Origin of the sequence: Streptomyces sp. NPDC053513, assembly GCF_044544765.1 — a bacterium.
GTDB lineage: Bacteria > Actinomycetota > Actinomycetes > Streptomycetales > Streptomycetaceae > Streptomyces > Streptomyces litmocidini.
In genome coordinates, this window is record NZ_JBITXP010000027.1 from 53891 (window position 1) to 72830 (window position 18940).

General features: G+C 72.1%; 16 protein-coding genes and 1 riboswitch. Of the genes, 10 read left to right on the forward strand and 6 right to left on the reverse strand.

The window, feature by feature from the left end:
• Positions 1-137 precede the first annotated feature (137 nt).
• The 3 genes from ACIGW4_RS31820 to otsB are packed head-to-tail and all read left to right on the forward strand — an operon-like array spanning position 138 to position 2594.
• Complete coding sequence (locus tag ACIGW4_RS31820; RefSeq protein ID WP_399584557.1) at positions 138-1421, forward strand: extracellular solute-binding protein; 1284 nt, start codon at positions 138-140, stop codon at positions 1419-1421.
• A 13-nt stretch (positions 1422-1434) separates the two neighbouring features.
• On the forward strand, positions 1435-1692 hold the full coding sequence (locus ACIGW4_RS31825) for a DUF3263 domain-containing protein (RefSeq protein ID WP_123454108.1): 258 nt from the start codon (positions 1435-1437) through the stop codon (positions 1690-1692).
• A gap of 59 nt (positions 1693-1751) precedes the next feature.
• Positions 1752-2594, forward strand: a complete 843-nt coding sequence (gene otsB / locus ACIGW4_RS31830) for a trehalose-phosphatase (protein WP_398713873.1) — start codon at positions 1752-1754, stop codon at positions 2592-2594.
• Positions 2595-2649: 55 nt separating this feature from the next.
• Here the strand turns inward: otsB and ACIGW4_RS31835 are convergent, their stop codons facing one another.
• The gene (locus ACIGW4_RS31835) at positions 2650-4956 is read right to left on the reverse strand and encodes an immune inhibitor A domain-containing protein (RefSeq protein ID WP_399584561.1); all 2307 of its coding nucleotides are present in this window, start codon (positions 4954-4956) and stop codon (positions 2650-2652) included.
• A 210-nt stretch (positions 4957-5166) separates the two neighbouring features.
• Complete coding sequence (locus ACIGW4_RS31840; RefSeq protein WP_398713869.1) at positions 5167-6054, reverse strand: NAD(P)-binding domain-containing protein; 888 nt, start codon at positions 6052-6054, stop codon at positions 5167-5169.
• A 99-nt stretch (positions 6055-6153) separates the two neighbouring features.
• Here ACIGW4_RS31840 and ACIGW4_RS31845 point away from each other — a divergent pair, with 99 nt between their 5' ends.
• The gene (locus tag ACIGW4_RS31845; protein ID WP_123454115.1) at positions 6154-6498 is read left to right on the forward strand and encodes a helix-turn-helix domain-containing protein; all 345 of its coding nucleotides are present in this window, start codon (positions 6154-6156) and stop codon (positions 6496-6498) included.
• Here the strand turns inward: ACIGW4_RS31845 and ACIGW4_RS31850 are convergent.
• On the reverse strand, positions 6495-7847 hold the full coding sequence (locus ACIGW4_RS31850) for a trehalose-6-phosphate synthase (protein WP_399584564.1): 1353 nt from the start codon (positions 7845-7847) through the stop codon (positions 6495-6497). The two genes, ACIGW4_RS31845 and ACIGW4_RS31850, sit on opposite strands and share 4 nt — an antisense overlap.
• Positions 7848-7993: 146 nt before the next feature.
• Positions 7994-8935, reverse strand: coding sequence for a glucosyl-3-phosphoglycerate synthase (locus ACIGW4_RS31855; protein ID WP_123454119.1), 942 nt, complete (start codon positions 8933-8935; stop codon positions 7994-7996).
• Positions 8936-9084: 149 nt separating this feature from the next.
• A riboswitch (SAM riboswitch) is annotated at positions 9085-9283 on the forward strand.
• Here ACIGW4_RS31855 and thrC point away from each other — a divergent pair.
• From thrC to ACIGW4_RS31880, 5 genes are all read left to right on the forward strand, one after another.
• Positions 9277-10584 carry a threonine synthase gene (thrC, locus tag ACIGW4_RS31860; protein WP_398713865.1) on the forward strand — a complete coding sequence of 436 codons (1308 nt, stop codon included), beginning with the start codon at positions 9277-9279 and terminating at the stop codon, positions 10582-10584. (Overlaps the previous riboswitch by 7 nt.)
• A 14-nt stretch (positions 10585-10598) precedes the next feature.
• Positions 10599-10874 (forward strand): MoaD/ThiS family protein, encoded by a 276-nt coding sequence (locus ACIGW4_RS31865; protein ID WP_359591853.1) that lies wholly within the window; start codon positions 10599-10601, stop codon positions 10872-10874.
• Positions 10875-11303: 429 nt separating this feature from the next.
• The gene (locus tag ACIGW4_RS31870) at positions 11304-11507 is read left to right on the forward strand and encodes a cold-shock protein (protein ID WP_015035246.1); all 204 of its coding nucleotides are present in this window, start codon (positions 11304-11306) and stop codon (positions 11505-11507) included.
• Positions 11508-11840: 333 nt separating this feature from the next.
• Entirely contained in the window at positions 11841-13469 is a 1629-nt protein-coding gene (groL, locus tag ACIGW4_RS31875) for a chaperonin GroEL (protein ID WP_123454123.1), read from the forward strand.
• A gap of 552 nt (positions 13470-14021) precedes the next feature.
• A complete protein-coding gene (locus tag ACIGW4_RS31880; RefSeq protein ID WP_123454126.1) occupies positions 14022-14495 on the forward strand; it encodes an SRPBCC domain-containing protein in 474 nt (157 codons plus the stop codon).
• A gap of 13 nt (positions 14496-14508) precedes the next feature.
• Here the strand turns inward: ACIGW4_RS31880 and ACIGW4_RS31885 are convergent, their stop codons facing one another.
• Both ACIGW4_RS31885 and ACIGW4_RS31890 read right to left on the reverse strand, forming a co-directional pair.
• Positions 14509-15282 (reverse strand): class I SAM-dependent methyltransferase, encoded by a 774-nt coding sequence (locus ACIGW4_RS31885; RefSeq protein ID WP_399584569.1) that lies wholly within the window; start codon positions 15280-15282, stop codon positions 14509-14511.
• A gap of 682 nt (positions 15283-15964) precedes the next feature.
• Positions 15965-16681, reverse strand: coding sequence for a transporter substrate-binding domain-containing protein (locus ACIGW4_RS31890; RefSeq protein ID WP_398713859.1), 717 nt, complete (start codon positions 16679-16681; stop codon positions 15965-15967).
• A 704-nt stretch (positions 16682-17385) separates the two neighbouring features.
• Between ACIGW4_RS31890 and ACIGW4_RS31895 the strand changes: the two genes are divergently transcribed.
• Positions 17386-18891 carry an alpha/beta hydrolase gene (locus ACIGW4_RS31895; protein ID WP_399584572.1) on the forward strand — a complete coding sequence of 502 codons (1506 nt, stop codon included), beginning with the start codon at positions 17386-17388 and terminating at the stop codon, positions 18889-18891.
• The last annotated feature ends 49 nt before the right edge of the window (positions 18892-18940 follow it).

Here is an 18940-nt window from a genome sequence, read left to right on the forward strand (position 1 = left end):
GTCATGCCGACATGCTCCCGCCGCAGTTGCGGAAGTGATACCCAAGTGGACTAGACCTCATGCCCGCGCCCGGGAGAGACTTGCGGCCCGAAGACGAGCAAACATGCAGCTCACTGCAGCTCAACGACGAGCAAAAGGTGGATGAAGCCGTGGAGCGGCGACGATTCCTTGGACTGACCGCGGCCGCCGCCGCCCTCGGACTGACCACGACGGTCGCCGGCTGCGGCGCCCTGGGCGACGACTCCGGCGACGTGACCCTGCGGTTGGTCGCCGCCGACTACGACCTGACCGGTGGCGACACCACCAAGAAGTACTGGGCCGACCTCGTCGCCGCCTTCGAGGCGAAGCACCCCGGCGTCAAGGTCGAGGTCCAGATCGAGTCCTGGGACGACGTCGACCGCAAGGTCGCCGAGATGGTCGAGGCCGGCAAGGCCCCCGACATCGCGCAGATCGGCGCCTACGCCGACTACGCCGCCGCCGGACAGCTCTACGCCGCCGACGAACTCCTCTCCATACCCGTCCAGGCCAACTTCCTCGGCCCCCTCGTCGCGGCCGGCGAGTACAAGCGCACCCAGTACGGCATGCCGTTCGTCGCCTCCACCCGGCCGCTCTTCTACAACAAGGGGCTCTTCGAGGAGGCCGGCGCCAAGGCCCCCACCACCTGGGACGAGCTCGCCGAGGCCGCCGAGAGGCTCAAGGCCAAGGGCGTCCCCACCCCCTTCGCGCTGCCCCTCGGCCCCGAGGAGGCCCAGGCCGAGGCCCTCATGTGGCTGCTCAGCGGAGGCGGCGGCTGGACCGACGCCTCCGACCGCTACGCCGTCGACTCCGACGCCAACGTCCGCACCTTCGAGTGGCTCCGCAAGAACCTCGTCGGCAAGGACCTCACCGGCCCGGTCGCCCCCGGCCGGCTCAACCGCAAGGCCGCCTTCGCCGCCTTCGCGAACGGCCGGGTCGGCATGCTCAACGGCCACCCCTCGCTCCTCAAGGAGGCCGCGAAGAAGGGCGTCCGGGTCGGCCAGGTCCCCCTCCCCGGCGTCGACGGCCCGCCCAAGACCGCCATGGGCGTCGCCGACTGGATCATGGGCTTCAGGCAGAACGGCCACCGCAAGGAGATCGGTGACTTCCTGAACTTCGTCTTCAGCGACGAGAACGTCCTGAAGTTCGCCGGGGACAACGACCTGCTGCCGGTCACCGTCACCGCCTCCACCCGCATGGAGACCGACCCCGCCCACGCCAACCTGCGCGTCTTCCTGGAGGTCCTCCCCGACGCGCAGCTCCCGCCGGTCGGCAAGACCTCCTGGGCCAAGGTCAGCGAGGACGTCAAGCAGAACATCGGCAAGGCCGTCGCCCCCGGCGGCCGCCCCGCCGACGTCCTCGGCCGGATCGGCCGGGCGGCGACGGCGGCGGAGGCGGCCGAGTAATAAGTTGGGTCGTATGACCGAAGAGACGGCGGACGGCGGGAGCGGGCTCGGGGAGCGCGAGCGGGCGCTCCTCGCCGTCGAGCGCCGCTCCTGGCCCGGTCCCGGCGCCAAGGAGCGGGCCGTCCGCGAGCGGCTCGGCCTCTCCCCGACCCGCTACTACCAGCTGCTCAACGCGCTCCTCGACGACCCGCGCGCCCTGGCGCACGACCCCGTGACCGTCAACCGGCTGCGCCGGGTCAGGGAGGAGAAGCAGCGGCGGAGAGAGGCGTGATCCTCCCGGGTGACCCCGGCCACGCTGACGTGACTTCCGTACCTCGGTAGGGTCGGAGCATGGTCAGCAGCCTTCAGCACCCGACCACGCCCGCCGGCCGCGACGGCCTGGACGCGCTCCTCGCGCGGCCCGAGAACGCCGTCGTCGCCCTCGACTTCGACGGCACCCTCGCCGACATCGTCCCCGACCCCGAGCAGGCCCGCGCCCACCCCGGTGCCGTGGCCGCCCTCGCCGAGCTCGCCCCCCGGGTCGCCTCCGTCGCCGTCGTGACCGGCCGCCCCGCCGGGGTCGCCGTCCGCTACGGCGGCTTCGCCGGCGTCCCCGGCCTGGAGCGCCTGGTCGTCCTCGGCCACTACGGCGCCGAACGCTGGGACGCCGTCACCGGCACCGTGCAGGCCGCCGCCCCGCACCCGGGCGTGGCCGCCGTCCGCGCCGAGCTCCCCGGCTTCCTGGACCGGGCCGGGGCCTGGCCGGGCGTCTGGATCGAGGAGAAGGGCCGCGCGGTCGCGGTCCACACCCGCCGCGCCCAGGACCCGGAGGGCGCCTTCGAGGCCCTGCGCGGTCCGCTGGGCGAGCTGGCCGTCGCCCACGGCCTGGTCCTGGAGCCCGGCCGCATGGTCCTGGAGCTGCGGCCGCCGGGCATGGACAAGGGCGTGGCCCTCGCCACGTACGTACGGGAGGTGGGCGCCGGTTCCGTGCTGTACGCGGGCGACGACCTGGGCGACCTGCCGGCCTTCGCGGCGGTCGAGAAGCTCCGCTCCGACGGCACCCCCGGCGTCCTGGTGTGCAGCGGCTCCGCCGAGGTCCCGGAGCTGGCCGACCGCGCGGACCTCGCGGTCCAGGGCCCGGCGGGCGTGGTCGCGTTCCTGACGGAACTGGCGAGGGCGGTACGGGAGGGCTGAGGCCCTTCCGTACCGCCCCGTCAGGTGGAGCCGTGACCGGCGGCTTCCGTACGGATCAGTGCGCGGCCGGGTTGGCGACGCTGATCGTCAGGTCGTCGCCGGCGTCACCGGTGACCGTGACGCGCACGCCGTGGCCGGCGACCTTCACGCTGGCCTGCGGGGCCGTCGTGTCGTAGTACGCGTTCGGGTCGGTGTCGTCGAAGACCGGGATGCCCGGGACGGAGGGGGCGCAGGCCGCGAGGGTCTGGACGGTCTGGTTGCCGCCCTTGCCCACCAGGACCTCCTTGTGGAGGCAGGTCGCGTCCGTGGGCTCCAGGCCGAAGGTCGCGTCGAAGGGCTGGCGCCGGTTGCTGGGCGCGGTCCCGTCGGCGTACCGGAAGGGGGCCGGGCGGGCGTCGACGGCCATCGCCGAGCCGCCGCCGGGGTGGTTGCTGACGTTGTTGTCGTCGTACGACCGGTCGACGTACCAGACCAGCATGCCGTTCTGGAACCTGAACCACTCGACCCAGTCCGGGGCGGTGATGCCCTTGCTGAACTGGTACGGGCCCTCGGCGAGGAGCGCGTCGGAGCCGACGTACTCGCGGTTCTCCACGAGGTAGTACCGCGGGGAGGTGGCCGTCTCGGTGCCGGTCGAGATCTTCCAGCGGTCCTGCGCGGTCCAGCCGGCCACGCCCTGCTCGACGTCGTCCGAGGCCAGGGCCGTCCCGCCGGAGGTCAGCGTGATGTCGTCCAGGAACGCGCCGGCGAAGTGCACGCCGCCGTCGCTCTGGTAGCGGAAGCGGAAGAGGGAGGGCTTGCCGGCGGAGTCGTACGTGAAGCGCAGCGTCGTCCACCTGCCGGCCGAGGAGCCGGAGACGGCCGTGCCCGCGCGGGCCCAGGTGGCGCCGCCGTCGAGGGAGTACTCGGCGAAGAGGTAGTCGAAGTCGGCCTCGATCTCGTACCAGGCGCTCGCCTTGACGGTGACCTTCGGGGCGGCCGGGACGGAGCGGGTGAGGGACTGGTTGAGGCCGTCGGCGGAGCCGGTCCACCAGGCGTGCGTGCCGGAGGTGGGGGTGGCGTAGGTGGTGCTGCTCGTCTTGTCCGGGAGCGCGATGCGGACGGCCTGTTCCTTGCCGGCGACCTGGAGCGCGGCCGGGTTCAGGGTGTACGTGCCGGTGGCGCCGAGCGGCGCGTCGGCGTGGTCCAGCCAGCCGAGGAAGAGCTTCTCCTCGGCGCCCATGAGGCCCGGGTGGGTGCCGATGCCCTCGTCGGCTGCGGCGCCGTGGCCGAGCCAGGAGCCGGAGCTCATCAGGGTCCAGAAGGCGGTGGAGTTCTCGCCGCCGTCGGTGTCGTAGTAGTCCGGCAGGCCGAGGTCGTGGCCGAACTCGTGGCAGAAGACGCCGAGTCCGCCGTTCTCGCCCTCGGTGGTGTAGTCGCCGAGCCAGTACCTGGACTGGCCGATGCGGGCGCCGCCGCCCTTGTTCTGCGTACCGGCCACGACCGGGCCGGTGAGGCCGTAGTCGTCGCCGTTGACGAACCAGCGGTGGGACCAGATGGCGTCCTCGCCCTGCGCGCCGCCGCCCGCGTCCTCGCCCATGCCGGCGTGCACGGCCTGGAAGTGGTCGATGTAGCCGTCGGGCTCGTCGAAGTTCCCGTCGTGGTCCCAGTCGTTGCGGTCCCAGACGTCGAACTGGGCGAGGTAGGCGTCGATCTCGGCGGGGGTCTTGCCGGCGGCGATCTGCGCGTTCCACCAGGCGTCGCCGGTGTCCTGGATGAAGGCCCAGGAGCCGCCGGTGTCCTCGACGGCGTTGTCGCCGTAGGTGGAGGCGTTGCCGGGGACCTTGACCCAGTCCTCGACGACGTTGGAGACCGAGTAGCGGCCGTTGGACAGCTTCTCGTAGAAGGTCTTCATGGACTCGCCGGAGCCGTTGAAGTGGTTCTCGTAGTAGGCCTTCGAGAAGTCGGCGGTCCAGGCGTTGGAGTTGTCCCTGGTCCGGTCGGGCCGGGGTATCTGGTTGTGGAGGGGGCCGGGGACGGTGCCGAGCTTGCCGGAGCCCTGGTCGCCGAACTCGGAGAGGATCGTCCAGATCTTCTCCTGGCGGGTGGCGGTGGTGGTCTCGGTCTCGGCGAACTTGCCGGGCGCGACCTCGACGACGCCCTTGGCGTTCGCCTTGGCCCTGCCCTGGGCGACCAGGTCGATCGCCTGCTCGCGCAGCTTGGTGCGCTGCTTCGTGAGGGGGCCGGGACGGTTGTCGGGCCGGTGGGCGTTCGCGCCCGCCGGTGCGGCGTCCCGGGCTTCCTGCGCGGCGGCGGGGGTGAGCCCCGCGGCGAGGAGTGCGGTGAGCGCCGACCCTATGGTCATGCCCACGACAATCTTCTTCACGTGTCTTGCGATCCTTCCGCTTGCCTCATGCGCCTCATGGGGGAAAACGGATCGCCTGGGGGAACGATCGCGGCAGAGTCTGACACGGGACGACCCCTCAGGAGGAGGGGTCGTCACCGAATACCGGTCAGCGGATCACCGGTGAGCGCACCACCGGTGAGCGCACCACCGGTGAGCGCACCAGCGGCGAGCGCGTCACCGGCGAGTGCGTCACCGGTCGGCGAGCAGCAGGTCCACCACGCCGGTCAGGTCCTCCTCTCCGCTGCCGGCTTCGAGGCGGCGGCGCATGAGCGCGAAGTACGGCTGGAGCAACTCGGGACTCACCCCCTGCTGTTCGGCCGTGGCCAGGAAGGTCGGGGTCCCGGCCACCTGCATGGCGAGGTTGGAGACGACGTTCTCGGTGTAGTCGCCGCTCCTGAGCTGGGCGGCGGTCCCGTGGGCGCCCTGGGCCATGGCGGCGAGCCAGTCGACGAGCAGCGGGGCGAAGGCGACGGGATCGATGTCCTCCCGCCGGATCAGCGCGAAGGCGTGCGCGACGCCCGCGAACATCCCGTACATCGCGCTGAGCAGGGCCACGTCGTGCAGGGCGGCGAACCCGGCGTCCTCCCCGACGTACCTGGTTCCGACCGGGACGGCGAGCGCGGCTCGGTGGAGCTCGAACAGCTCCCGCGAGCCGCTGTAGAAGACGTACCCGCCGGCCTCGGGGACTCCGATCATCGGCGGTACGGCCATGATCCCGCCGTCCAGGTACCGGGCACCCCGCTCCTCGGCCCACGCGGCCCGGGCGCGGGCCCGGGCGGGGGTCGTGGTGGTCAGGTTGACGAGGTCCTTGCCGGTCAGGTCGACACCGTCCAGGGCGGCGCCCACGGAGTCGTCGTCGAGGAGGCAGACCACGACGAGGCCGCTCGCCGCGACGGCCGCGGCCGCGCTGTCCGCGGCCTTCGCCCCCTCGGCGGCCAGCGCCTCGGCGCGGGCCGGGGTGCGGTTCCAGACGGTGAGCGGATGCCCGGCGGCGAGCCAGGCGCGGGCGAGGGCGGTGCCCATGGCACCGAGGCCGAGAAGGGTGACGGGGGACGTGGCAGCACTGTTCTGCGTCATGCCCGAAAGGCTGCTCCCACCCCTCTGACCTGCTCAAGTACCCACTTGGAAGTGGGTGGTTACCCTGAGGTGAGCAAACAGGTCAGAGGGGTGGGGGCAATGGCGACGCCGAACCGGCCGGGTGGGCCCGACGGGCACGTCTGCGGCATCGACACCGCGATGGAGGTGATCGGCGGCAAGTGGAAGGTGCTCATCCTCTGGGCGCTCCACGAACGGCCCCACCGCCGCTTCGGCGAGCTCCGCCGACTGGTCCCGGGCATCACGGAGAAGGTCCTCGCCTCCCACCTGCGCGAGCTGGAGGCGGACGGCATCGTCGACCGCGTCTCCTACGACGAGGTCCCACCCCGCGTCGAGTACGCCCTGACCAGGTCCGGCATCCGCCTGAACGAGGCCCTGGAGCCCCTGGCGGCATGGGGAAGGGAACGGGCGGGGGACACCCCCTAGCCCCTGAGCGCCTCCAACTGGTCCAGGAACCAGCGCCGCGGGGGCCGGGAGGTGGCCGTGGCCGCCAGGCGCTTCGTGCGGTCCGTGCGTTCGGGCGGGGGCATCGTGAGGGCCGCGTGCAGGGCCTCGGCCGTCTCCGTCACGTCGAAGGGGTTCACCGTGAGGGCGTCCTCGTGGAGCTCCTCGTGGGCGCCCGCCTCGCGGGACAGGACCAGGGCGCAGCCCGCCTCCGAGACGACCGGTATCTCCTTCGCGACCAGGTTCATGCCGTCGCGCACCGGGTTCACCAGGGCCACGTCCGCCAGGCGGTAGGCGGCCAGGGAGCGGGTGAAGTCGTCCTTCACCGAGACCAGGACCGGCTGCCAGTCCGCCGTGCCGAACTCGGCGTTGATCTCGTCCGCCAGTTCCCGCACCGACGCCGTGTACGTACGGTACGACTCCAGGTCCTGGCGGGAGGGGTACGCCGAGGCCAGGTGGACCACCCGCTCGCGCCACTCCGGGTGGGCGGTGAGGAACTCCCGGTAGGCCAGCAGGCCGCGCAGGATGTTCTTGGAGAGTTCCGTGCGGTCCACCCGGACGATGGTCCTGCGGTCGCCGACCTCCGCGCGGAGCTCCGCCAGGCGCTCGTCCACCTCCGGGCGGTGCGCCAGCGCCCGCAGCTCCTCGCCGTCGACGCCCAGGGGATGGGCCGCCACCAGCGTGCGCCCGAGGTCGCCCGCGCCCTCCTCGAACGCCGACGCCCAGGCCCGGGTGTGGAAGCCCAGCCGGTCCGCGCCGAGCATCCCCCGCAGGAGCTCCTCGCGGATGTCGGTCGGGAGCATCCGGAGGTACTGGGGGGAGGCCCAGGGCGTGTGCGTGAAGTGGGCGATGCGGAGGTCCGGGCGGAGTGCGCGGAGCTGCCCCGGGACGAGCGCCAGGTGGTAGTCCTGGACCAGGACCGCCGCGCCCTTCGCGGCCTCCGCGGCCAGTGCCTCGGCGAAGGCGCGGTTGTAGGCGCGGTACGACTCCCAGCGGCGGCGGAACTCCGCGTCGAAGACCGGCTCGCGCGGGATGTCGTACAGGTGGTGGTGGAGGAACCACAGCACCGAGTTCGCGATGCCGTTGTACGCGTCGGCGTAGACGGACGGGTCGATGTCCAGCATCCGCACGCCCGGCTCGGCCACGCCCCGCCGGACCGCCTCCCGGTCGCCCTCGCCGAGCGCCGCGCACACCCAGAGACTGTCCTGGGTGCCGATGGCGCTCAGGCCCGAGACCAGGCCGCCGCCGCCCCTGCGGGCGTCGAGCGAGCCGCCCTCGCCGAGCGCGTACGAGACGGGGCCCCGGTTGGATGCGACGAGCACAGTAGCCATGTGGCGAACCTAGCCCGTCCCGTAAACGCTCAAACGTACGTATACGAGACGGGCTGATCCGGCCACGCTCCGTCGTCGCGGATCGATGCCGCGGATCGATGTCGCGGGCCCGTGCCGCAGACCGGTCGCGGGTGCGGCGTCCCGCCTCACGCCACGCGGCGCTGCGCGTACTCCGCGATCTCGGCCATCGGCGGGCGCTCCTCCGTGTCCACCGCGTACGTCCGCGGCTCGAAGCCCGCCTCGCCCCGCTCGAACTGGGTCAGCCAGGGGCGCACCAGGTGGCCCCGCGAGAGCCGCAGCTGCGCCGTCCGGTAGATCGCCGCCGCCATCCGGCCCAGCGCCTGCCCGTCCTGGTGCCGGTGCTTGCGCACCCCCACGTCCACCTGCGCGAGCGCGTCCAGGCCCACCGTGTGCAGGGCGTCCACGAGCAGCCCCAGCTCCACTCCGTAACCGACCGGGAAGGGGAGGCGTTCGAGCAGCGAGCGCCGCGCCGCGTACTCGCCGCCCAGCGGCTGCACGAAGCCGGCCAGCCGCGGCCAGTGCAGGTTCAGGAGCGGGCGGGCCACCAGTTCCGTGACCCGGCCGCCCTGACCTGGAGTGTCCCCGAACGGGCGGTCGTACATCGCCTTCACGAAGTCCACGTCCGGGTCCGTGAGCAGCGGGCCCACGATCCCCGTCACGAAGTCCGCCGAGAAGTCCCGCAGGTCCGCGTCGACGAAGCACACCACGTCCCCGCTCGTCACCATCAGTGACCGCCACAGGACCTCGCCCTTGCCGGGCACGGTCGGTATCCGGGGGAGTATCGCGTCACGCGCGACCACCCGCGCGCCGGCGGCCGCGGCCACCTCCGCCGTGCGGTCCGTGGAGCCCGAGTCGATCACCACCAGCTCGTCGACGAGCGGCACCGTCTCCGTCATCAGCTCGCGGCGGATCACGGCGACGATGTCCCCCACCGTCGCCTCCTCGTTCAGCGCCGGCAGGACGACGCTGACCTTCGTGTTCCGCTTGGCGGCGAGGATCCGCTCCAGCGGCCGGTCCGTCACGGACCAGGACCGCCGGTCCAGCCAGCGCTCCACCTCTTCCAGCACCTGATCTCCATCTCGCGGTTCGGACGGCCGGTCCAAGCGCCCGGGCCTTCGGTTACAGTCTTGAACAACGCGGATCCCCGATGCACGTCGGGGTGCCGACCGCGTCGGAGCGCAGGAACGAAAGTCCACCGCGCTTCACAATCGAATACCGCTCATCCAGAGGGGCAGAGGGAAACGGCCCGTTGAAGCCCCGGCAACCCTCCAGTCGGTTTGTCTCGCCCACCCGTCTCCCGGCCACCACCCCAGGTGGAGCCCTGACGGGCACAGCATTTATGCGCGAGGTCCCCGGCTAGGGAAGGTGCCAAATCCGTCTCATGGCGAAAAATTCGCCATTGGGAAAGATGAGGAGAAAGGGCCTCGCCTCCATGGCTGTACAGACCGCTACCCCCACCACCGTCGACCTCGGTCCCGCGTCCGGGCTCTCCTGTCGCGAATGTGGTGAGCACTTCCCGCTCGGTCCGATCTTCGCCTGCGAACTCTGTTTCGGACCGCTTGAGGTCGCGTACGACCTTCCCACCGGCGACCCCGAGGCGCTGCGCAAGCAGATCGAGGCCGGTCCCGCCAACATCTGGCGCTACGCCCCGCTGCTGCCCGTCCCCGCCGACGTCGCCGAGAAGCCGAACCTGAACCCCGGCTGGACCAAGCTCGTCCAGGCCGACAACCTCGCCCGCGAGATCGGCGTCGCGCCCGGCAAGCTCTTCGTCAAGGACGACTCCGGCAACCCGACCCACTCCTTCAAGGACCGGGTCGTCGCCCAGGCCCTCGAAGCCGCCCGCGCCTTCGGCTTCACCACCCTCTCCTGCTCCTCCACCGGCAACCTGGCCGGCGCCGTCGGCGCCGCCGCCGCCCGCGCCGGCTTCCGCTCCTGCGTGTTCATCCCGCACGACCTGGAGCAGGGCAAGGTCGTCATGGCCGGTGTCTACGGCGGTGACCTCGTCGCCATCGAGGGCAACTACGACGACGTCAACCGCTTCTGCTCGGAGCTCATCGGCGACCCGCTCGGCGAGGGCTGGGGCTTCGTGAACGTCAACCTCCGCCCGTACTACGGCGAGGGCTCCAAGACGCTCGCGTACGAGATCTGCGAGCAGCTCGGCTGGGTCATCCCCGACCAGCTCGTCATCCCGATCGCCTCCGGCTCCCAGCTCACGAAGATCGACAAGGGTCTGCAGGAGCTCATCAAGCTGGGCCTCGTCGAGGACAAGCCGTACAAGATCTTCGGCGCCCAGGCCGAGGGCTGCTCCCCGGTCTCCGTCGCCTTCAAGGCCGGCCACGACGTCGTGCGGCCCCAGAAGCCGAACACCATCGCCAAGTCCCTCGCCATCGGCAACCCGGCCGACGGCCCCTACGTCCTCGACATCGCCCGCCGGACCGGCGGCGCCGTGGAGGACGTGAACGACGAGCAGGTCGTGGACGCGATCAAGCTCCTCGCGCAGACCGAGGGCATCTTCGCGGAGACCGCGGGCGGCGTCACCGTCGGCGTCACCCGGAAGCTCGTCGAGGCGGGTCTGATCGACCCGGACCTCACCACCGTCGTCCTCAACACCGGCGACGGACTCAAGACCCTGGACGCGGTGGCCGACACCTCTCAGGCGACCGCCACCATCCGCCCGAGCCTGGACGCGTTCCGCGACGCCGGCCTGGCGCTCTGAAAGGTTACGAACACATGGCCGTGAACGTCCGCATCCCCACCATCCTCCGCACCTACACGGGCGGCCAGGCCGAGGTCCAGGCCGAGGGCGCGACCCTCGCCGAGGTCATCGCCGACCTGGAGAAGAACCACACGGGCATCGCCGCCCGCGTCCTGGACGACCAGGGCAAGCTGCGCCGCTTCGTCAACGTCTACGTGAACGACGACGACGTGCGCTTCGAGCAGGGTCTGGAGACGGCCACCCCGGCCGGCGCGGGCGTCTCGATCATCCCGGCCGTCGCCGGAGGCTGACCATCGAGCACGGTGCCGGCGGTCGCTGAGCCCCGGCGGAGCCCTACCAGTCAGTACGAATTGCCCCTTCCGCGCGATAAGCGGAAGGGGCAATTCTGCATGGTTGAGCGCGGTAGAGTTGGGGAAGTCCCCTCCGCTGCTCATGCCGAGCGCATATGAGAATGCGTCTCCGCCCGATAAGAAGCAGCCAAAGTGTGTGCGCGTTGTGTACCTTCTGCGTGCTTTGCCGGGCCCGACTTGCCCCGTGATCCAGGGGATTCTCCCCAATTCCCCTTTCCGTCGCGCCCAGAATTCTCGCTCGAATGACCTGTTGCAGAGGGCAGTTGGACAGATACATTCAGCCGCGGTCGACGCGTTCCGGCGCAGAGGTCTGACCCGGGTCCGCGAAGTGCGGGTCCCGCGCAAGGGCCAGTAATAGGGGAGTTAGGCATGGCTCAGGGCACCGTCAAGTGGTTCAACGCGGAGAAGGGCTACGGCTTCATCGCGGTAGACGGTGGTGCGGATGTTTTCGTCCACTACAGCGCGATCCAGATGGATGGCTACCGCAGTCTCGAAGAGGGCCAGCGGGTCGAGTTCGAGATCTCGCAGGGCCAGAAGGGTCCGCAGGCGGACATGGTCAAGCTCGCCGTCTGAGCGCGGCGCGATCGGCCACCGACGCAACGCCGTCGAGGGGTCCGCATCCCTGAGGGGATGCGGACCCCTCGCGCGTTCCCGGGCCTCCCCTTGATCCACCTCCCTGATCCACCTCTGTTCCACCTCCCGAAACTCGAGAGTCGCTTGCACTCTCCTAGGGCGAGTGCTAATCATTGGCGTTAGCACTCGGAAGGTGAGAGTGCTACGTGGATCGGGCAGACGAGGCCCGCGGCCGGGTGGGGCAAGGAACCACCGGGCACGCAGGCCGTCCGTCGCGGGCGTCGGCGCGGTCCTGGAGCGTTATCCACCCCATGTCCGGGAGGACCACTTCACATGGCCAAGATCATCGCGTTCGACGAGGAGGCCCGGCGCGGTCTCGAGCGCGGCATGAACCAGCTCGCTGACGCCGTCAAGGTCACCCTTGGCCCCAAGGGCCGCAACGTCGTCCTCGAGAAGAAGTGGGGTGCCCCCACGATCACCAACGATGGTGTCTCCATCGCCAAGGAGATCGAGCTCGAGGACCCGTACGAGAAGATCGGCGCCGAGCTGGTCAAGGAAGTCGCCAAGAAGACGGACGACGTCGCCGGCGACGGCACGACCACCGCCACCGTCCTCGCTCAGGCGCTCGTCCGCGAGGGCCTCCGCAACGTCGCCGCCGGCGCCAACCCGATGGCCCTCAAGCGCGGCATCGAGAAGGCCGTCGAGGCCGTCTCCGGCGCCCTGCTCGAGCAGGCGAAGGACGTCGAGACCAAGGAGCAGATCGCCTCCACGGCCTCCATCTCCGCCGCCGACACCCAGATCGGCGAGCTCATCGCCGAGGCGATGGACAAGGTCGGCAAGGAAGGCGTCATCACCGTCGAGGAGTCCCAGACCTTCGGTCTGGAGCTGGAGCTCACCGAGGGCATGCGCTTCGACAAGGGCTACATCTCGGCGTACTTCGCCACCGACATGGAGCGCATGGAGGCGTCGCTCGACGACCCGTACCTCCTGATCGTCAACTCCAAGATCTCCTCCGTGAAGGACCTCCTCCCGCTCCTGGAGAAGGTCATGCAGTCGGGCAAGCCGCTGCTGATCATCGCCGAGGACGTCGAGGGCGAGGCCCTGTCGACCCTGGTCGTCAACAAGATCCGCGGCACCTTCAAGTCCGTCGCGGTCAAGGCCCCGGGCTTCGGCGACCGCCGCAAGGCCATGCTGAACGACATCGCCATCCTCACGGGCGGCACGGTCATCTCCGAGGAGGTCGGCCTCAAGCTCGAGAACGCCGGCCTGGACCTGCTGGGCCGCGCCCGCAAGGTCGTCATCACCAAGGACGAGACCACCATCGTCGACGGTGCCGGTGACAGCGACCAGGTCGCCGGTCGCGTGAACCAGATCCGCGCCGAGATCGAGAACTCCGACTCGGACTACGACCGCGAGAAGCTCCAGGAGCGCCTCGCGAAGCTGGCCGGCGGCGTGGCCGTCATCAAGGCCGGTGCCGCGACCGAGGTCGAGCTCAAGGAGCGCAAGCACCGCATCGAGGACGCCGTCCGCAACGCGAAGGCGGCCGTCGAGGAGGGCATCGTCGCCGGTGGTGGCGTGGCCCTGCTCCAGGCGTCGAACGTCTTCGAGAAGCTCGAGGCCGACCTGACGGGCGACGAGGCCACCGGTGCCAACATCGTCAAGCTGGCCCTCGAGGCCCCGCTGAAGCAGATCGCCGTCAACGCCGGCCTCGAGGGCGGCGTCGTGGCGGAGAAGGTCCGCAACCTGCCCGTCGGCCACGGCCTGAACGCCGCGACCAACGAGTACGTCGACCTCATCGCCGAGGGCATCATCGACCCGGCCAAGGTCACGCGCTCCGCGCTGCAGAACGCCGCGTCGATCGCCGCGCTGTTCCTCACCACCGAGGCCGTCATCGCCGACAAGCCGGAGAAGGCCGCCGCGCCGGCCGGCGGCGGCATGCCGGGCGGTGACATGGACTTCTGATCCTGACGGATCGGCAGTCCGGCGCTGAACGCGCAGCTCGCGCAAGCGAACGAGGGCGGCACCCCCTGGTGGGGGTGCCGCCCTCGGGCGTTTCACCGTCCTGGGGAAGGGCTCACTGTCGTGCGGGAGGACTCACCGTCCTGAGGGAGGGCTCGCGGTCCTGCGGAAGGACTTGCCTTCCTGCGGTAGGACTCAGCGCACGTCGACGTAGTCGGCCCACGGGGCCGGCGAGTGGAAGTGCGTGGAGTCGCCCCAGCGCCGGATTACCGGATGCGCCGGCTGCCGTCCACGGGCGCCTTCGCCTTCAGCGAGACCCCCTCGTGCGCCCCGGCTCCGGGTCGGCGTCGGCGTTCAGCCCCATGATCCGCGTGGGCGTGCGGGAGCCTGCGCGTCGAGCGCGGCAAGAGGGACCCCCACAGGTCGTGAGGGCGGCTCGTACGATCGGGGTGGCCGCAGGGGAGCACCTTGGCCCCAGGGCTTTGAACGTGTTCACTCGCTTTGCCGCGCCGCCGGGGTGATCCTGGAATGGCCCCTTCGTGAAGGGAAGGTCCGATGGTCACCCTTCTGACGACGCCGGCCGATCGCGAGCTGGTCGTCACCCGCACCTTCGACGCCCCGCCGGCCCGCGTGTGGGAGGCCTGGACCCGGCCCGAGCACGTACGGGAGTGGTACGGGGGAGCCGGGCTGACCACGTCCGTCGTCGACATCGACCTGCGGGCGGGCGGCGCCTGGCGCTGGGGCCAGACCGGGCCGGGCGGTCAGGAGATCGTCTTCTCCGGCACGTACGAGGACGTCGTCCCGGTGGAGCGGCTCGACTACACGGAGGTCTTCGAGCAGATGCCGGACGCCGGGCCCGTCCGCGTGACCCTCACCTTCGACGCGACCCCCGACGGTGGCACGGCCCTGACCAGCATCTCCTTCTGGCCCTCGAACGAGGTCCGGGACCAGGCGCTGGCGGCGGGCATGGAGGCGGGGGTGAGGGAGCAGTACGACCGGCTGGCGCGGCACCTGGAGGGGATGCGGTGAGCCTCCGGCGGGGTCAGCGGCCGGGGTGGTGGTCGGTCCGGCGGTCGGGGCGGCGCCGGAAGAGGGCCGTCCAGAGGAAGGACTCGCCGAAGACGGGGGAGTCGGCGTCCTGGGCGCGCATGCGGCGCAGCTCGATCTCCGTCAGGTCGGTGAAGATCGTGCGGAGCGAGGCATCGGTGTAGGCGAGCCCGCCCTCCAGGCGGCCCTTCCGGTAGAACTCGGCGTCCGGGAGCTCGGAGCCCATGCCGCCCTCGCCGGCCGCGAACGCGGTGAGTGCGAAGTGGCCGCCGGGGGCGAGGACGCAGTCGAGGAGCGCGAGGTAGCTGACGCGGCGGTGCGGGGGCAGGTGGTGGAAGCAGCCGGAGTCGTAGACGAGGTCGTACGGGCCGTCGAGGGGTGCGGTGAAGGCGTCGGCGCACAGGAACCGGACGTTCTCGGCGCCCGCCTCGGCGGCCCGTTCCTCCGCCCAGGCGATCGCGGTGGGCGAGAGGTCGACCGCGGTCACGTCGAAGCCGGCCGAGGCGAGGTGGAGGGCGTTCCGGCCGGGCCCGCAGCCGAGGTCGAGCACCCGGCCGCCGGCCGGGAGCAGGCCCTGCTCGACGTACGCCACGAGGTTCTCGTCGGGCTTGGCGACGAAGAACGGCACGGGCTTCTCCCGGTCCGCGTAGAAGCCGTCCCACCATGCGGCCCCGCCCTCCGTCCACCGGTCGGCACCGGGCGAGAACAGGCCGTCGAGCAGGACGAGGACGTCGTCGATCGTGCGGATGTGGCGGTCGGTCTGGCTCATGTGGATCTCCCCTCCGAGTCCCCTAAGAATACGGGGAGTTGGGGAGAAAGCCCAGGTCAGAGGCGGTGTGGCGAGGTGGTGAGCGGGGCGTGGGCGGCCTCGTGGAAGGCTCTCGGGGGTGGGGGAGGTGCGCGGCCCCCTGGCGGCCGGGCGGGGGCCTCCAGGGCCGGGAAGGGGTCGTTCCCGGCCGTCGCCGGAGGGTTTTTCCGTCAGGTGCGGGAGGGGGAGTTGAACAGGTTCGAAAAAAGTTCCGCAGGAGCTCCGGCCTCTGTTGCTCACTGTCGGGCTGCTCGCGGGGGACGAGCGGCGAGACCACAGGCCCCTTCCCCGCGCCGTATGCCCCGGGGAGGGACTCCCACGTGATCAATCCGTCGGACCGACGGAGGATCCGCCGTGTGGCGGGTCCTCGCCGGGGACGGACCCGCCGACCTGCCGGCCCGCGACACGTCCGGGTGGCCGTGGCGCTACAGCGGTACGGGGACGGGGTTCTACGGGGCCCGGGCGATGATCGGCTCGGGCGGGTGGAGCGCCTTCAAGGTCCTCTGCCGACGGGGTCGTTCGACTCCGGGGGCCCGGTCGCGATGGCGCGGCCGGGCCCCCGGGCGTCTCCCGTCCGCTCCCCGTCCGTTCCCCGGGCGTCTTCCGTCCGCTCCCCGTCCGTTCCCCGTCCGTCTCCCGTCCGTCAGGCCGGCGGGGCCAGCAGTCCCGCCTCCTGGCCCGAGCGGCGCAGCGACTCCGCGACGAAACCGTTCGCCTTCAGCTCCTCGACCGTGTCGCGGAGGAAGGCGACCGTCTCCGGCGAACGGGACACCGTCGTCCCGACCGCCTGCCGGATCTCCATGAACCGGCCCTCGACCAGCCGGACCTCCGGATGCGCGGCGGCGTACGCGGTCATCGGCTGGCGGATGCCCGCGCCCGCCTCCAGGCCCTCGGACCGGAACGTGTCCACGCCCTCGTCGCCGCGCACCACGGTCGCGTGCACGAGGTTCCTCGACAGGAACAGGTCGTACGCGGAACCCTCCTTGACGCCGATCCGCACGCCTGGCGCGTCCACCTCGGCCACGGTGCCGAGCGCCGAGTCGCGCGGCACGGCGTACACGCCCTCGATGACGACGTACGGGGCGGTGAACGCGACCTCCGTCTCCCGCGCCGGGTCCACGGCGAGGAAGCAGAGGTCGGCCCGGCCGTCCGCCATCGCCTCGAAGGACTTCCGCGCCGCGTCGAAACAGAGCAGCTCCACGGGGAGGCCGAGCCGCGCCCCGATCTCCCGTGCCAGATCCACGGTGACCCCGGCCGGCGCGTCGGGCGTGCCCTGCGCGAGGACGGGGTTGCCGAGGTTGATCGAGGCGCGGAGGGTGCCGGTGGGGGCGAGGTCGGCGGGGACCGTGGGTGTCGTCATGGGGCGGAGTCTAGGAGCCGGCGCCCCCGCCCCCACCCTGCCGGTGCGGGACCCACGCCCTGCGGGACGGCGCCCTCCTGCACCTCCGTGTGGGGCCCGCGTCCGCGGGGACGACTCCTCCGCCCGTGCGCGCCCGCGCCCCCGCCCACCCCCGTGTGGAGCCCGCGCCCTGCGGGGCGGCGCCCCCGCCTCGCCCGTGCGGGCTGCGCCCGCGCCCGGGTGGGCGGTGCCCCTGCCCACCCGCCGTGTGGGCAATCGTCCCGCTGGGGCGGGACGGGTGGGCACACGGGACGGCGCCCTTCAGCGGCGCCTCCGCGTTCCGCGCCTGGACCCGCACCCCGTGTGCGCCGTACCTGTCGGTGCGGGTTCAGGCACATCAGCCTCGGGCGCCGGCAGGGCGCGGGTCCGTTGTGCCCACCCGTCCCGCCCCAGCGGAACGATTGCCCACAACGGGGGCGCGGGGGTGGGCACCGCCCGGCGGGCCCGCCCACAGCGGGGGCGCGGGGGCACCGCCCGGCGGTGTGCGCCTACAACGGGGGCGTGAGGGCACCGCCCGGCGGTGTGCGTCTGCAGCGGGGGCGCGGGGGTGGGCGCCGTCCCGGCGGGGGGCCGCAACAGGGGGCGTTCGGGCGGGGGTTGGCCCCACCCCCGGGGCGCCAGCCTGCCGGATGGGGCCCGGAGGACGGGTCCGCGAAGCTGTGCGCATGACAACGAATCGTGGACGCAAGGCCCTGATGCTCGCCCTCTCCGTCGCCGCCGTCGCCGGCGCCGCCCTCACCGGCGGTGGGGCCGCGCCCGCCTCCGCCGCCTCCCCCGCCGGACTCGACTGGGGTGCCTGCGACCCCGCCGTGAAGCCCCTGCCGGGGCAGCAGTGCGCCACGCTCTCCGTCCCCCTCGACTACGCCCGTCCCGACGGAGACCGGATCCGGCTCGCCGTCGCCCGGCTGCCCAGCACCCGGCCCGGTGCGCGGCGCGGGACGCTCATGGTGATCCCGGGCGGGCCCGGCAGCTCCGGGGTGCAGCGGCTCGGGCAGAAGGGGGCCGCCCTGGCGAAGGAGACGGACGGCGCGTACGACCTGGTGGCCTTCGACCCGCGCGGCGTCGGCGGCTCCACGAAGGCCCGGTGCGGCTTCGCCGAGGAGGACCGGCGCCTGGTGACCCTGCGGTCCTGGCCCGCCGCCGACGGCGGCATCGGCGAGAACGCGGCCCGCTCGCGGAGGATGGCCGAGGCCTGCGCGCGGAACGGCGGCGCGACGCTGCGCGGACTGACCACCGCCAACCAGGTGCGGGACCTGGAGCAGCTGCGGCAGGCGCTCGGCGAGCGGAAGCTGTCCGCGTGGAGCGTGTCGTACGGGACGTACGTGGCCGCCGTGTACGCCCAGAAGTTCCCGGAGCGCACCGACCGCTGGGTCCTCGACAGCAGCTCCGACCCCGACCCGAAGCGCGTCGCCCGGGGCTGGCTGGCGGGCATGGCGCGCGGCGCCGAGGACCGCTTCCCGGACTTCGCGGCCTGGGCCGCCGACCCGGACCGGGCCGGCGAAGGGCTGCGCCTCGCCGAAAGGCCCGAGGACGTACGGCCCCTGTTCCTCGACCTCGCCGCCCGCCTCGACCGCGCACCGCGCGCCTCGACGACCCCCGGCGCACCCCTGACCGGCACCGTGCTGCGGCAGGCGCTCCAGCAGACCCTCTACTCCGACGCCTCCTTCCCGGCCTTCGCGCGCCTGGTGTCCCAGGCCCTCGACCCGGCGGGCGTGCCGGTCCTCCCGCCCGAGCTGGCCGGGCCGATGCCCGACGAGGCGGCGACCGTCAGCGTGGGCGTGATCTGCAACGACGTGGACTGGCCCGCCTCCGCCCCCGCGTACGAGAAGGCCGTCGCGGCGGACCGGGAGCGGTACCCGCTGACGGCCGGGATGCCGGCGAACATCACGCCGTGCGCCTTCTGGAAGGGCGGCGCGGTGGAGAAGCCGACCCGGATCACCGACCGGGGCCCGTCCAACGTCCTCATGATCCAGAACCTGCGCGACCCGTCGACCCCGCACTCCATGGGCCTGAGGATGCGGGCGGCCTTCGGTGACCGGGCGCGCCTCGTCTCGGTCGACAAGGGCGGCCACGGCGTCTACCTCGGGAACGGGAACGCCTGCGGCGACCGTGCCGTGACCCGCTTCCTGACCGAGGGCGTGCGGCCCGCGGAGGACGTTCTCTGCCGGTGACGACGGTGACGACGGTGACGACGGTGACGACGGTGACGACGGTGACGAC